This window comes from Natronoarchaeum sp. GCM10025321 (genome assembly GCF_042663585.1).
GTDB lineage: Archaea > Halobacteriota > Halobacteria > Halobacteriales > Natronoarchaeaceae > Natranaeroarchaeum.
In genome coordinates this window covers 89,696-105,050 of the sequence record NZ_JBHTAN010000001.1, presented here as the reverse complement: position 1 = coordinate 105,050, position 15,355 = coordinate 89,696, and the positions used below count along the sequence as shown (strand labels likewise).

At 61.5% G+C, this 15,355-nt stretch carries 12 protein-coding genes; 9 read left to right on the top strand and 3 right to left on the bottom strand.

The features are described from left to right. Positions 1-211 precede the first annotated feature (211 nt). From ACFQL3_RS00495 to ACFQL3_RS00485, 3 genes are read left to right on the top strand one after another with little or no spacing between them, the layout of a single operon-like run. Positions 212-1,120: a DUF4129 domain-containing protein gene (locus ACFQL3_RS00495; protein ID WP_377050417.1), complete on the top strand. Its 909-nt coding sequence runs from the start codon at positions 212-214 to the stop codon at positions 1,118-1,120. Further along, positions 1,117-3,078: a DUF58 domain-containing protein gene (locus ACFQL3_RS00490; RefSeq protein ID WP_377050415.1), complete on the top strand. Its 1,962-nt coding sequence runs from the start codon at positions 1,117-1,119 to the stop codon at positions 3,076-3,078. The genes ACFQL3_RS00495 and ACFQL3_RS00490 overlap by 4 nt, the downstream gene beginning before the upstream one ends. Beyond that, positions 3,075-3,569, top strand: a complete 495-nt coding sequence (locus ACFQL3_RS00485; RefSeq protein WP_377050413.1) for a DUF7519 family protein — start codon at positions 3,075-3,077, stop codon at positions 3,567-3,569. Before ACFQL3_RS00490 ends, ACFQL3_RS00485 begins: the two co-directional genes overlap by 4 nt. On the opposite strand, the gene ACFQL3_RS00480 is transcribed toward ACFQL3_RS00485, so the two are convergent. Then, the gene (locus ACFQL3_RS00480; RefSeq protein WP_377050411.1) at positions 3,566-4,516 is read right to left on the bottom strand and encodes an AAA family ATPase; all 951 of its coding nucleotides are present in this window, start codon (positions 4,514-4,516) and stop codon (positions 3,566-3,568) included. The two genes, ACFQL3_RS00485 and ACFQL3_RS00480, sit on opposite strands and share 4 nt — an antisense overlap. A gap of 205 nt (positions 4,517-4,721) precedes the next feature. Here ACFQL3_RS00480 and ACFQL3_RS00475 point away from each other — a divergent pair, with 205 nt between their 5' ends. From ACFQL3_RS00475 to ACFQL3_RS00450, 6 genes are all read left to right on the top strand, one after another. Continuing rightward, positions 4,722-4,880, top strand: a complete 159-nt coding sequence (locus ACFQL3_RS00475; protein WP_377050409.1) for a DUF2080 family transposase-associated protein — start codon at positions 4,722-4,724, stop codon at positions 4,878-4,880. Then, a complete protein-coding gene (locus ACFQL3_RS00470; RefSeq protein WP_377050407.1) occupies positions 4,880-6,613 on the top strand; it encodes an RNA-guided endonuclease InsQ/TnpB family protein in 1,734 nt (577 codons plus the stop codon). The genes ACFQL3_RS00475 and ACFQL3_RS00470 overlap by 1 nt, the downstream gene beginning before the upstream one ends. A 367-nt stretch (positions 6,614-6,980) precedes the next feature. Next, positions 6,981-8,099, top strand: coding sequence for a lysylphosphatidylglycerol synthase transmembrane domain-containing protein (locus tag ACFQL3_RS00465; protein WP_377050405.1), 1,119 nt, complete (start codon positions 6,981-6,983; stop codon positions 8,097-8,099). A gap of 22 nt (positions 8,100-8,121) precedes the next feature. Continuing rightward, a complete protein-coding gene (locus ACFQL3_RS00460) occupies positions 8,122-9,303 on the top strand; it encodes an alpha-1 4-glucan-protein synthase (RefSeq protein WP_377050403.1) in 1,182 nt (393 codons plus the stop codon). Positions 9,304-9,342: 39 nt separating this feature from the next. Further along, a complete protein-coding gene (locus tag ACFQL3_RS00455; RefSeq protein ID WP_377050401.1) occupies positions 9,343-10,464 on the top strand; it encodes an extracellular solute-binding protein in 1,122 nt (373 codons plus the stop codon). 19 nt (positions 10,465-10,483) lie between these two features. Next, complete coding sequence (locus ACFQL3_RS00450) at positions 10,484-12,766, top strand: ArnT family glycosyltransferase (RefSeq protein ID WP_377050399.1); 2,283 nt, start codon at positions 10,484-10,486, stop codon at positions 12,764-12,766. Positions 12,767-12,841: 75 nt separating this feature from the next. Here ACFQL3_RS00450 and ACFQL3_RS00445 read toward each other — a convergent pair whose 3' ends face one another. Then, a complete protein-coding gene (locus tag ACFQL3_RS00445) occupies positions 12,842-13,534 on the bottom strand; it encodes a dolichyl-phosphate hexose transferase (RefSeq protein WP_377050839.1) in 693 nt (230 codons plus the stop codon). A gap of 173 nt (positions 13,535-13,707) precedes the next feature. Further along, the gene (locus ACFQL3_RS00440) at positions 13,708-15,351 is read right to left on the bottom strand and encodes a GMC family oxidoreductase (RefSeq protein ID WP_377050837.1); all 1,644 of its coding nucleotides are present in this window, start codon (positions 15,349-15,351) and stop codon (positions 13,708-13,710) included. Between the last annotated feature and the right edge of the window lie 4 nt (positions 15,352-15,355).

Here is a 15,355-nt window from a genome sequence, read left to right as displayed (position 1 = left end):
CTTTACAACAAGAGATACGAACACTGACACTGGCGAGACTGCGACTCGATTACGTCGACGAGCGCCTGAATTTCGTGATTCAGCCGCTCACGGCCTCCCTCCGACCGAACCATCCCCGGTTGTGTAGCAAGGTTCTTGACGTTGACAATACAGGTAGTAATCACACGATGCGATCGTATCGTCACAAACCGGGGGGCCAGATTCGGACTCGATGAATGAATCCACCCGATCGGCGATCATCGCCGGACTGGCCATTTTTGCAGTCGCGTACGCCGCAGCAACGCTCGACTCGACGGTCCTCCCCGAAGGTGGCGGTGGAGACGGAGCTAGTAGCGGTGGGGGTGACGGCGGCAGCGGAATACTACCAGTCCCGCAATCGGAAACACCTCCCAGCGAAACAGTGACGATTCCGTACCTCAGCGAAATACTCACGATTCTCGCCATTATCCTGACGATAGCGGTCATTGCCTACGTGATTATCTATCGGCGACAAGCTATCGGCGTCTTCCTCGCAATCGTCGCCTCGCTCGTACTATTGTACCTGCTCTCCGGAATTCTGGATACGGCAACTATCTCGTCGGGGCTCCCGGGACTGGAGCCAGGAGACGGAACTCCACTCGGTGGCGGTGGGGGCGAGGGCGGGGGCGACGGTGGCGGCGTCGATCCAACACAGCCATCCCCACCAACACTACTCGTACTGCTCGTTCTGGGGCTCACCGTCATCGGTGGTCTCGTTGCGCTGTCGAGGAGAAAAACTGGCGACACCGACGAGTCTATTGAGGAGTCTACTGGCGGCGGTGAGAATGCTGCGGCCATCGGCCGAGCGGCAGGACGCGCTGCCGACCGGCTCGAAGGGGAGGTGGACGTCGATAATGAGGTGTACAAGACCTGGCGTGAGATGGTGGAACTGACCGACGTCGACAACCCCGAAACGAGCACGCCCGGAGAGTTCGCTGCTGCTGCCGTCGAGACAGGTCTCGGCCGTGAGGACGTCACCGAACTCACCCGTCTGTTCGAGGACGTTCGGTACGGAAACGCACAGCCGTCCGACGAGCGCGAACGCCAGGCGATCAGCATCTTCCGACGGATCGAGAACCGATACACGGAGGAGGATCCGTGAACTACCGACGCCTCGCGCTCGCTATCGGGATTGTAGCTCTGGGACTCAGTCTACTTGCAATCGTCTCTCCCGGACTTGTAGCGTTCAATCTCGATCGGGTACTGGTATCGGGGGTCGGTGGATTGGTCCTGCTACAGGCAGTACGCGTTATTCAGGCCCGCAGACGCGACGACCGTGACGAGGCTGTGACTCCTGACCCGGAACTCCCGATTGCGACCCCGCCTCCCGGAGAGGATTTAGAAAGCGAACTCGAGCGATTTCTCGACGCCAGACAGATATACTATCGCCAGACTCGTCTTCGTAAAGGACTCCGTGAGGCTGCCGTTACTGTGCTCAGCCAGTACGAGTCGCAGTCTACGGCTGAAGCCGAGGCGGCAGTCGAGGCAGGAACGTGGACTGACGATATGTACGCTGCTGCATTTATCGGTGGCGAGCAGGCCCCGACACCTCCGCTCCGCGTTCGCGTTCCGAACGCGCTTCGTCGAGAGTCACCGTTCAAGCGCGGTGGTCGACACACTGTCGACGCGATTGCCGCGGCTGCTGGCGTGCCATCTCCCTCGAACAACGATACGTCCCAGGACCCCCGACAGCAGGAGGACCTGCAGGCGAAATCCGATACCGAGTCATCTCAGAGACGGACCAACGACAGCAGCGGATCTGACGGCAAGGCGAAAGACGCGCTCATGCGTGCAACACACTCGACGGGACACTGGACCGGCGTGAGTAGCGTTGCGCTCGTGGGTATCGGCGTCGGGATTCTCGTCGAGCAGCCTTCGGTACTGCTTGCTGGCGTCGTCGGCATCGGCTACGCTGCGTACGCCCGCTCGTCAGCGTTGCCACCCGGGAGCGTCTCCATCTCCCGGACGCTCAGTGACGAGCGGCCGGAACCGGGCGACGAGGTGGAGGTAACTGTTACGATCACGAACGACAGCGATCGGTTGCTCGCCGATCTGCGTCTCATCGACGGTGTGCCAGAAACGCTGGCTGTGACCGATACGTCACCGCGTATCGGCACGGCGCTTCGAGCAGGAGAGAGTACGTCGTTCACGTATTCGATTACTGCTCGTCGAGGCGTCCACACGTTCGGTCCAACGACAGTGATCACACGCGATCTTACGTCCGCGAGAGAGCAGGAACGAATCCTTCGCGCAGAGACGACGCTGACCTGTATCCCGGCGCTACGCGCGTTAGCAGAACCGGTCCCCCTTCGAGCACAGGCCACCCAGGAGGTGGGTCGCGTCGAGACGGCGACCAGCGGAGACGGGATCGAGTTCTATGCAACCCGAGAGTACCGGCCAGGCGATCAGATGAGTCGGATCGATTGGAACCGTCGCGCCCGAACGGGTGAGCTTACCACGGTCGAATTCCGGAAAGAACGCGCCGCGAGCGTCGTCATTGTGGTCGATACACGCGAAGAAGCGTACCTCTCGCCCGAGGCGCATGCACAGCATGCGGTTGATCGTGCAGTCGACGCTGCCGGACAGCTGTTCGTGACCCTGGCCGATGCGGGAGATCGGGTCGGGATCGCTGCACTGAGCGAGGAGTCCTGTTGGCTGGCCCCGGGGTCCGGTGTGGATCACAGAGACACGGCACGCAAACTGCTCGCAACACATCCGGCGTTCTCACCCGTTCCGACAAAGACCAAGTCAGCGTTGATACGACAGCAGCACCACCTCAGAAAACGACTATCCGCAGGCACTCAGGTCATTTTCCTCACCCCGCTATGTGACGAATACGGGAGCCAGTTCGCCAGACGACTCGACGAGCACGGCTATCCCGTTACGGTTATCAGCCTCGATCCGACCGCCAGCCGGACGACTGCTCAGCGATTCGCACAGGTTGCCCGGCGACTCCGCCTCTCGACGCTTCGAGGCACCGGAATTCCGGTCATGGACTGGTCGTGGGACGACTCGGTTGCTGCCACGCTGGCCCGGTTCAACGAACGGTGGTCAAGATGAACCGCGTTGATCGAGATCCAGCACGGCTTAGCAGCCTGCTCTCTGGGAGTGCCGCGGTCGTAGCGTTCGGAGTCAGCGCGTTCTACTCGTGGCCTGCACTCGTCGTCGGAGCGGTTGGACTGGTTCTCGTCGTCGTCGGACTCGTTCGTGGACTGTATAATGCGGTCACGCTCGGCGCGTTCGGTCTGTTCGTGGGTGCAATCCTCGCGGGTATGCAGACTGCGGCCGTTTCGCCGGTGCTGATCAGTGTCACCGCAGCAGTGCTGGCGTGGGATATCGGTACGAATGCGATCAGCATCGGGAGCCAACTGGGACGAGATGCTAACACCAGACGTATCGAGGTCGTTCACGTGGTTGCGAGTACCGGCGTCGGGGTCGTAACGAGTAGTGTCGGATACGGTCTCTATGTGACTGGCATCGGTAACCAGCCGATCACAGCACTCTTTTTCTTGCTGATCGCCGCAGTCCTCTTGCTCGAATCTCTGCGCTAGTCGACAGTCGGCACTTCAACCCGTTCGAGCACACTGTCGATCACCTCTCTCTTCTCCACGTCGTTCACGCGTGCATCAGCAGTCAACACAAGTCGATGAGCTAGCACGGGTCTGGCAATCGTCTTGACGATATCCGGCGTTACGTACTCACGCCCCTCGATAACTGCCTGCGCTCGTGCTGTTTCGAACAATCGCTGTGCGCCGCGCGGTGACACCCCGACGGCCACTCGTGAATCGTCGCGCGTTGCTCGACTGATATCGAGCATGTACATAATCAGATCCTCGTCGACGCGGACGGTCTCCGGCACACGCTGTACCGCACGAACACGATCAGGGGAGAGCACAGGCTCGACGGATGGACTTCGTTCCTCTCGGTCGGCCCGTCGGAACAGGAGTTCCGCCTCACCCTCGTAACTCGGATAGCCCATACTGGCTTTCACGGCAAACCGATCGATCTGTGCCTCGGGCAGTGCGAACGTTCCTTCTTGTTCGACGGGATTCTGTGTCGCAATCACGAAGAACGGATCCGGCAGTTCACGGGTTTCCCCATCGGCCGTGACCTGCCGTTCTTCCATCGCTTCCAGCAGTGCGCTCTGGGTTTTCGGTGGCGCCCGATTGATCTCGTCAGCAAGCACGACGTTCCCGAAAATCGGGCCCTCGTTGAACTCGAAGGTACGATCACGCTCGTTGAAGACGTGAGTGCCCGTGACGTCCGACGGGAGGAGATCAGGAGTGAACTGAACGCGTGAGAACGACAGGCCCAACGCGGTGGCCATACTTCGAGCAGTCAGTGTTTTGCCCGTTCCCGGGACGTCCTCGAGGAGCACGTGCCCTCGCGCGAGCACACCGAGGAGAACCGTTTCGAGAAACGATCGGTCAGCGATAACCGCGTTTTCGACCTCGGTCAGCACGGCATCACACTGTGCACTCGCCTCGTCGATGCTCATCATATACCCCCTCTTTTCGGCCCCGCACACATAGTTTCCTTCCTGACAGTTGTGATCGACTAGCGCCGGGCCCTTTTGCCCGGAGATGACTCGAGTTCCACTCCGTATCGGAGTTCAGGGGTAGCCAACTGTTAGGTAATATAGTATGATATGGGTGTATCCCGTATCAAAATATATTTTGCATATGTAAGACATATGTAGACTCATGCCTGACAGCTACGAAATTGAGGGTGAGGAAATCCTCGAAAAAGAGGTCAAAGCGTTCGGGAGTGGCGGCGCACACGTCTATGCCCCTGTTGCATGGGAAGGAGCCACCGTCAAACTCGTGCGTGTCTCCGAACCAGACCCCGACAACTCAGACTAATGCAACTCACCGAACAGTTCCACATCCCCGACGAATATACCGACGCCTGTGACCGACTCACTACACTGGTCGAACACCACGCAGGCCGGTTACTCGTAGATGAGTATTGGACAGCAACCCACATAGCAGGCGTGACCAGTCACAGTGGACAGTCCTACACGTACATCCGTGACGACGTGTATGATGCTTTTAATGGCGTCGATGAATACCTGTATAGTCGGTTCAAGCGGTGCGTGTACCAGCGAGTGACGAGCGTGCTTGAAGCACACGCCGACGAGTATCAGGCGTTCCAATTCGTTACCGAAACAGTCGAGCAACGGAAAATCAAGACGATTGGTTGGGAGAAACTCCGAGATCGGCTATTCACCGAGGATAGTCCATATCTCCAGTGGGGCATCCTTGAGTCAGTAGTTGAACAGTTAAACAACTACTACGACTGTCACGGTGCGTTTCCCGACTGTTATACCGATATGGTAGAAACGCCGGAGCCGAATGGTACACTGCCGTATGCTCCCGACAAAGGTGACCACCACATCCACCAAGTCACAATCGAAAATGGACACCTGCAAGCTACTCTGAACGCCCCAAACTCACTCACCCCCGACTCATACCTCGATTGGAGTGACCACAAAATCACCTTCCCAGTTCACTCTCGGTTGGCCAATATGCTTGAACACGGGGCGATGGGTGCGCCGACACTCCACAAATCAGAATGCGGTTATACGCTCGACGTGCCGGTGGAGATACCCGAACAAGACACCGAAACCATCGATAACCGTGTTTTATCTGTTGATCTCGGTGTGAAGAAACAGACCACGGCGGTGGTTGTGGATGGCGATAAGGGACAGGTCGCCCCGCCGGAGATTATCGATCATCCGAATAAGCAAAAACTGTTCAGGTTGACGACAGAGGCCGAGGGAATCAACGACCGGTTGGCTGCCCTGCGGAAACAGGGGAAGGCACATACTGACCGATTCAACCACCTCCATAGTGAATACGAACATCTCCGACGGAAGGAAACATGCCTGCGAACCCAGATTCAACACGACGTAGCGAACCAGTTGGTCTGGCTGGCTATACACTATGAGTGTGAGACGATCGTGTTTGAATCGCTCGGACAGATTGAATCGCCCGACGTAGATGGAACACTTGCCCACTCAATATCGACGTGGGCGAGAGGCGACCTATTAGAGTTAGCCGAATACAAAGCTGAACTCGTGGGTGTTGAGGTTGAGTCGGTGAATCCGTGGGGCACAAGCCGATACTGTCCTCGATGTGGCGAACGTGGTGAGACGGTGAAAGCCCCAGACGACCATACTGAGTGTCGTCACGGTGGTCACTTCCACTGTCCCGGTTGCGGCTACGAGTGCGACCGTGACGTGGTTGGCGCGATCAACGTCGGTCGAAAGTACCTTTCAGACAGCAAGATGGAAGCGGCGAAACCTGTCGCCTATACGGAGACAGGAAATCACGCCAGTTTTCCATCGCCTGTTGTGGACGGAGATACAGGTGCCCGTTCGACTGGCGTTCAGTCCACGGCTCACAAGCAGAAACAGGATTCGGCAAGGAGTCGTCAGACCCGACTGACTCAATACTGTACCACTGTGCGGAGTGGTGTGTCAGAGATGGGTGGGCTGCATCAAAATCACAGTAGCAACACGGGCAGGCAGTTGCCCAGCGGTAGTGTGAGTATCACTCAGCACGTCCTTGCCAGTGCTATCGAATCTGACTGAACACTACCAAATGCCACCGATAATCTGAACGGTTCCGCGAGTGGTCAGCAAGCAACTCCCTGATGAGTGTTTTTGTCCATACGTACCACTGTTGCTGAACGATGAAGAACGGACGGTATCCTCCCCAGATTCCCGGCCAACGCCCCCCTCGCTGGTGGAATGGTGAGGATTCTCTTGAGATGAATAAATCGTCAGCGATATATGTTTAGGGCGACCTAAATCACTGCATGACCGGCGAACAGTCGCCTGAACGCCCTCAAACCGGCGCGACGCCCGGATATCTACGCTCGCCCACTCCAGCGTGTGCTTGCGTAGGGAGCGTCCGACATCCGATCACGCGTCGCTTCAGGCACGCGACCACGCAGAAATGACCGGTCGCAACTTTCGGGCGTGGATGGGCAACCACCTCTCGCGCAAGCGCCTCACAGTCCTTGGCACGGTGCTCGTTCTCGTTCTTGGGGGCGTACTCTTCGCCCGAAACGCCGACATAGGCGCGGTGATCACGGCAGTGGTCGAGGCCAACCCGGCGCTTCTGGGGGCCGCCCTCGTCGCCTACCTCCTCTCGTGGCCGGTCAGGGGACGACGGTATCGCGACGTGCTCGGGGCCATGGAGTATCACTGTCGAACCGGCTTCCTTACTGCGATCGTATTCGCTAGTCAGACCGCGAATCTGGTCATTCCGGCGCGCGCCGGCGACGGGATCCGTGCCTATCTGCTCAACGATCAGCGTGACGTGCCCTATCCAACGGGCGTCGCCTCGCTCGCCGTCGAGCGTACGTTCGATCTCGTTGCGCTTGCCACCCTTGGCGGCGTCGCGTTCGCCTTCTTGCTTTTGGATGGTCGGTCGATCAGGTCGGCCGAATCAGTCGGATCGGTCGAACCGATAACCGCCGTCATGGGCGCAGCAGTGATCGCGGCCGTGGCCGTGGCTCTCTCGGCCCTGACTCTCGCGGCGGCCAGCAGCGATAGAGAGTTTGGTCCCGTGTTCCGCGACCGTGTTCGGCGGCCGCGCATGGTGAAGGTCGTCGACGCTCTGATACGGTTCGGAGCGGCCGTTCGCGTCGTTGCCGCCGATCCCCGTAGCCTCGGGACGGTCTATCTCTGGAGCACGGTCGTGTGGGCGCTGGACGTTTTGACCGCAGTCTTCGTACTCGCCGCACTCGTGGGCGGACCGGTCGGCGGCCTCGTCTCCCCAGTGACGCTTTTGACCGTCGGAACGCTGGCCGTTACCGTCGGTAACCTTGCGAAAGTGCTCCCGCTCTCACAGGGCGGGATCGGGCTTTACGAGGCGGCCTTTACCGGATTAGTCGTCAGTACGACGGTGATTCCGGTGGAAACGGCGCTCGCCGCAGCGATCCTCGATCACGCGTTGAAAAACGCCGTCACGCTCGGCGGTGGGGGCCTCGTGGCTGTCGCGTTCAACGTCTCGCCGACGTTCACGCCCGAGGACAGCGATAGTTCCAATGCCGAACCATCAGACTTTTAGGTCAGCCTAAGAATTCGAATGTATGACCGGGAACCGTTCAGAGGTAGTACAACGGGACATCTGCGTGATCGTCCCGACGATTCGAGAGTACGAGTGTCTTCGCTCGTACGTGGAGAACGCCCGCGAGCACGGGTTCGATATCTCGCGGCTCCACTTCGTTCTCGTCACGGAGGATTTCTGTGATGTCGACGAGATGCAGTCGATGCTCGATGATCTCGGGGTTTCCGGTGAAGTCTTCGACGGCAGTCGGCGCGAGGAATGGTACGATGCGAATGACATCGAGCAGTACGGTCACGTCGTGCCAGCCGCAAGCCACGCCGAGACGAGCTTTGGGCTGTTGTACATGTGGGCCGACGAGAGCTTCGAGTACGGACTGTTCATCGACGATGATACGCTCCCGCACGAGGACGAGGATTACTTCGGGCAACACATGGAGAACCTCGCGTTCGAGGGGTCAGTCGAGCGCGTCCAGTCGGACAAGAACTGGGTAAACGTTCTCTACCAGAACGCCGACGAGCACGGGCTCTACCCGCGTGGCTACCCCTACTCGGCGATGGATGAGACAGTCGAGACGGATACGGTCGATATCGAAGGCGGCGAAGTCGTCGCCTCACAGGGACTTTGGACGAACGTCCCCGACCTCGATGCGGTCCGGATCCTGATGGACGGGGACCTGGAGGGTCAGGCCCAGACGCGGACGACCGCGGAGGAGTTCGACCACGATTTCGTCGCCGCTCGCGGCAACTACCTGACCGTTTGTTCGATGAACCTCGCCTTCCGGCGAGAAGTAATCCCCGCGTTCTACCAGCTTCCGATGGACGACAACGAGTGGGACGTCGGACGGTTCGACGACATCTGGAGCGGGGTGTTCCTCAAACGCGCCTGCGATGTGCTAGGCGGACGGATCTACAACGGCCGCCCGCTCTGTGAGCACAACAAGGCCGCTCGATCGACGTTCGACGACCTCCACAACGAGGTCGCCGGGCTCGAACTCAACGAGCACCTCTGGGAACTCGTCGATGACGCCGGAACTGATGCCGAAAGCTACGCCGCGGTATACGCCGCGATGGCTGACCGGCTTGCAGACGGCGAGTTCGACGAGTACCGAAACGGTGCGTTCTTTACCCACGTCGGCGAATACATGCGCGATTGGCTCGACTGCCTCGACGCCCTCAGGCGAACGCCGGCGGTTGCCGACGACTAAACCGACACCACTAAAACGATTTAGGTAAACCTAAAAACAATGACGAGACACCTACGAAACGAGAACGATGTCGACCGACGCCGGTTCCTGGCAACGGCGGGCGCGCTCGGTGCCGCCGGGTTCGCCGGCTGTCTGGGCGGCGACGACGATGAACCGGAGAGTAATATCGGACAGATTGGATCGGGACGGGAGGGGCGTGACGCCCCGGGCGGCACTTCGATGGACGAGATGCCGGATCTGGAGGGCGAACTCCACGTCTACTCCGGTCGGGGGGAGTTCCTCGTCGGCGAACTGCTCGACTACATCGATAACCTGTACGACAACTTCGATCTGACGAAGCGCTACGGCGGCTCTACTGATCTCGTGAACCAGATCGCAAACGAGGGAGACGGCTCCCCGGCCGACGTCTTCTACTCGGTCAACGCAGGCGCACTCGGTGCGCTCGCCAACGAGGGGCGCACACAGGCACTTTCGTCGGATATCACCGAGATGGTCCGGGCGGAGTTCCACACCGACGACTGGATCGGCACGTCCGGGCGGGCACGCGCCGTACCGTTCGACAACGAGACGTTCTCCGAGGACGAGGTGCCAGAGGACATCATGGCGTACCCTGATGAGTTCGCCGGCGACCTTGGCTGGGCCCCTTCCTACGGCTCCTGTCAGGCATTCGTCACTGCAATGCGGCTCATCGAAGGCGAGGAGGCCACCCTCGACTGGCTAGAGGCAGTCGTCGATTCCGGCATCAGCAGCTACCCCAGCGAGTTCGCCGCCTGTGAGGCGATCGCCAACGAGGAGATCGACGCCGCGTTCACGAACCACTACTACATCCAGCGCGTCCTGGATGGCAACCCGGATGCCTCGATCGGCACCGAGTTCACCGAGGGCGACGCCGGCGCAGTGTTCAACGTCGCCGGTGCCACGGTAGTCGATACAGCCAACGACCCCACCCTCGCAGAGAACTTCATCCGACACCTGCTGTCGGCCGAGGCGCAGGACTACTTCGCCCGAACGACGTTCGAGTACCCGCTGATCCCGGATGTCGAGCCGATCGGCGATCTACCGACGATTGACGAACTCGACGTCCCCGAGATCGACCTGACGGAGCTATCCGATCTCGAAAAAACGGTCGACCTCATGCGTGAGGCCGGCGTCGAGGTATAGAGTTCCGCCACCGACATCCGTGTCGTCCCTTTCGGCCCTCCTTCGTCCACGCCGGTTCGCACGACGACTCGCGAGCTACGGCCGCGAGCAGGTCGCCCGAGCGGACCGCCTGACGTTCGCGGCCGTCTTCGTCGCTTGTGCGACGGGTATCCTCACCTTCGTTCTTGCCGCGACCGTCTTCGCGCATCACTCGATTAACCACGACGAAGGTGTCTACCTCACGCAGGCCGCGATGCTTCTGTCCGGGCAGCTAGAGTTGCATGCTGGCGAGCTAGTCGGCGCCTTTCGCCCGTGGTTCTTCATTGAAGATGGCGGCAGGCTCTATCCGAAGTACAGCCCCGTTCCGGCCGCGATGTACGCGGTCTCGATGGGACTGTTCGGCGAGCCGCGGCTGACCCTTGCGGCGATCGCAGCGGGTAACGCGGCGCTCGTGTACCTGCTCGGCTCGATGGTCTTCGACCGACGGGTCGGGCTCGCGGCCGCCGTCCTGTTCGCAGCCTCGCCGATGGCGGTCGTCACCTCGTCCGTCTTCCTCCCGTACGCCCCTACCACGTTCCTGAACCTGCTGTTCGCGGTCGCGTACCTCCGAAGCGTCCGTGACCGATCGGTTCTGGCTGCAGGGGTTGCGGGCGTCGCTATCGGGCTTGCGTTCTTCGCCCGGCCGTTCACGGCAGTGCTGTTCGCGGCCCCGTTCATCGGCCACGCGCTCGTCCAGGTCGTTTCGGCGGTTCGGGCCGAGGGACTCACTCCACTCGTGAACAGGGGGCTCCGGGGCCTTCCCGACCCGATCAACCGCCATGGGCTCACTGCACTGTTCGGGGTGCTGTTCGTGGGCGTCACCCTCGCGTACAACCTCCGCCTGACTGGCTCCCCGCTAACGTTCCCCTACGAGGCGTTCGCCCCGATGGACGGCCCCGGATTCGGTGAGCGACGGATCCTCGACCATTCGATCGACTACACGCCCGGGCTGGCGCTCCGCACGAATGGCTACGCGCTGTGGTATCTCGCAACACGCTGGCTCGTCGCCGGTCCCGTCGGCGCGGCACTCGCACTCGTCGGCGGCGGCCTAGCCGCGCGGCACTGGCTGCTCGGGGAACGGGCGCTCGCCGCCGACCATTCGGAGGGCGACGACCACGGGGCCACCGACTCCACCGCTGATGACCGCCGATTCGAGCGGATTGCCGGGCTCCTCCTCGGCGGTGTGGTCGTCACGGTGGTGGTCGGGAACCTGTTCTTCTGGGGCACTCACAACCTCCTCGCGACGATCTCGGACCCAACTGACGGATTCGTCGCGAGCTTCGGCCCGGTCTATCACTTCGATCTTCTCGTCCCGCTGTCTGTCTTCGGCGGCGTCGCCGTCGTCGCAGGTGGCCGGGCGCTCGCCGGGGTCCGGCAACGGCTCGCTACCCGTGTCACCCCGCAGACGGCGCGGACGGTCGTCGCCGTGGCGGCCGTCCTCGTCGTCCTCAGCGGGACTCTCGCGGCTGCGGCTGCGGTCGGCGCTCCCCTGGACCGGCACTCGGTGCAGGCCGACAAATACGATGCGGCCTACGAGCCGATCGAGTCGGAATCGTTTGATAACGCGCTCGTATTCGTCCCAACACCGTATGGCGAGTGGCAGAACCACCCCTTCCAGGCGCTCCGGAACGATCCCGGGCTGGACGGAGAGGTCGTGTACGCGCTCGACCGCGATCCGAGCGAGGACTTTGCGGTGCTGGATGCATACCCGGACCGGACTCTCTATCGGTACGGGTATCAGGGCGAGTGGACGCCGAACCCATACGAACGCGTCGTTCCGAAACTGGAGACGCTCGATGTCCGGGAAGGACCACGGCTCGATGCGGAGACGACCGTCGGCATCCCGGACCGCGTCGACCAAGCGCGGATCCGCCTCGAGACCGCGGGCGGAGAGAGCCCTGATGGCGGAGTCGCCGGTGGGTCCGACCGTGTGGGATACGCCGTGACTGATCCCAACGAATCGCTCACGGTGGACTGGTCGCTCGACGGCGATTCGGCACGGTTGGCCGGCGCTCCGAACGCCTCCATCCCGGTCGACCCGGACGGCGACGTCGTCACCATGACGGTGACCCTCGTCGATCCGTCGGGATCGACATTCACCTATCGACAGGAGACGACGGTCCGGGCATCCAGCGAGGGCATCGAGGCCGTCTGGCCGCCCGAGCGCTCGGTCTGCCGGCTCGTCACGGACTGCGGGAACAGGGGGACGTACATCCCTGACGATCCGAACGCACATGCCGAGTGGGTCGTCTTCGAGACGAGCGCAGAGTCAGCCGAGGAGTGAGATTCTGTCGGAACGAGCCGACCGGAGCGGACGCCTCGAAGGTAAAGCTGAATTAAAAAGGTGTCAGAGCTCGATCTACCGGAATCGTTCTTCCAGGCAGACCTTGACGATCGATTTCGCGATTGCGGCGCCGCCCTCGATCGGATCGAGTTTCGTCTCGCCGAGGCGCTCGGCGTAGTCGATGGGATGCTCGCGGACGTCGTAGCCGCGCATCAGCGGGCGGATCAGGAGTTCGGCGGAGAGCCCGGTGTTCTCTGTCCATTCGATGTTCTCGATCACGTCCCGTCGGTATGCGCGCATCCCGGTAGTGGTGTCGTGTACGCGCTTGCCCATCAGGAGGCTCGCGATTGCCGCGAACGAGTGGTTTCCGAGACGGTTGAACGCGGGCATGGTGTCCGCGCCGTAGTATAGCCGGTCGCCGCTGACGACGTCGGCCCCGTCGTTGATTGCGTCGAGGAACTCCGGAAGCTGTTCCATCGGATACGTATCGTCGCAGTCGGTCGTAACGACGACTGGGCGGTCGGGCGTGAGTATCGCCTCGCGGACGGCGACGCCGTACCCCTGGGGCTCCTGTTCGATCACGGTCGCACCGTGTTTGCGGGCAATCTCGGGCGTCCGGTCGGAGGAGCCGTCGACGCAGACGACCTCGGCGCGCCCACCGGTGACGTCGTCGATGTCGGAGAGTACGGTTGCGATTGCCGCCTCCTCGTTGTACGTCCCCATTACGACGCTGACGTCGTCGAAGGTGTATCGGTCCTGGTCGGTCATGCCTGAAGCGTTCTCGGTATCGCTCGTGGTGTCCGTGGCTGTATCGTCTGTTGCCGTCGTACTTTCGTCAGTCGCATCCGACCCCGACTCGTCGGCGGGCGGCGTGAGTGATCCACTCATTACCGATAGGTGCTCCCGCACCCACTTTAGTTTTTAGGTTTACCTAAAAATACTCAGAGCCGTGTTGCGATGTCGTCAGCGACCCGTAACGCCAGCGCGGCGATGGTGAGCGTGGGGTTCATCGCACCGCCAGTGGGGAACACGGAACTAGACGCGATCCAGCAGTTGTCGAGGTCGTGGGTCCGGCAGTCCGGGTCGACGACGCCGTTCTCGGCGTCCGCGCTCATCCGTGTCGTCCCCATGTGATGGTATGCAGGGCCAGTCGCATCGGGGCCGGCGACCCACTCGATATCCGCGCCGAGTTCCTCCAGTACCGCCTGCTGGATCTCGTTCGCCCGTTCGATGGTCCTGAGCGCCCGGTCACCGACGTTCCAGTGAACATCGGGCACTGGGTTACCGTGGTCATCGGTGCGGTCGGGGTCCAACGTCACGTAGCTGTCCGATCGAGGAAGCTGTTCGACCAGCCCACCCATCGCCACGCGAGTGCCGTAGCCCTCACGAAGGCGGTCGAGCAGTTCGTTCCCCCAGTCATCGCCTGTCAGCGCCATGCCAACGGGGGACGGACCGGCGTAGTTGTTCTGAATGGAATTGAAGAACTCCAGTTTGAACGGGGCGAACTCCTCGTCGGCGTCGTCGTAGAACTGGTCGGAGGCACTCGTGTAAAACCCGATGTGGTTCTGGCGGGTGGGTTCGTCGAGGACGCCGCCAGCGCCCGCAAACAGGTGGTCCATGAAGAACTCCCCGACGTGACCGCTGGAGTTCGCCAGGCCGTCCGGATACGTCTCGGAATCGGACAGGAGCAGGAGCCGCGGCGTCTCCACGCCGCCACAGGCGACGACGAAGGCGTCCGCCTCCTGTCTGTGTTCTTCCCCGTCAGGGGTCGCGTACACCGCGGCGGACACGCGATCGGCCTCGTGTTCCAGCCGCTGGACCGGCGCGCGGTCGATCACGGATACTCCCTTCTCTTCCGCCCGTTCGATGTGGACGGTCGCGTCGTACTTCGCTCCGGAGGGACAGACCGGCTGACACGTCCCGTAACCGACACACGAGGACCGATCGTCGTACGGCTCGGAGTTGCGTGCGTTCGGCACCGAATGCATGTCTATCTCCAACTCCTCGCAAGCCTCCGCAAACAGGGAGTCGCTGTATGACGGCTCAAACGCCGGCATCGGGTGGGGTTCCTCGCGCGGCGGCGCGTACGGATTGTCCGAGGCTCCGGCGACGCCCAGTTCGCGTTCGGCCTCGGCGTAGTACGGCTGGAGGTCGGCGTAGTCGATTGGCCAGTCCGGACCGACACCCCGCTGTTCCCCGGAGTTGAAATCGGCCTCGTGAAGCCGCATCACCATTCCCTGCCAGTGGAGTGTCGACCCGCCGATCCCCTTGACACGAGCGTGATTCAACGGGTAGAACCATTCGCCGGAGTTGGCGTGGGCGTCGCGCTCGCCGCCGACGTCCCAGACGTCCGGTCGATTGTAGCTCGGTCGGATCGCCCGTTCCTGTCGGTCGAGGCGGTCCGCAGGATCGAATCGAGGACCGGCGTCGAGAACCACCACGTCGTGGTCGGCAGCTAGACGGTCCGCGATCATCGCTCCCGCCGGGCCCGCGCCGACGACGCAAACGTCCGCGTTCGTGACCGGTGACCGATCGATGTCGCGGACGGCCGGCCCGTTGCCGTCAACAGCCTCGTTCGCATCCATCTCA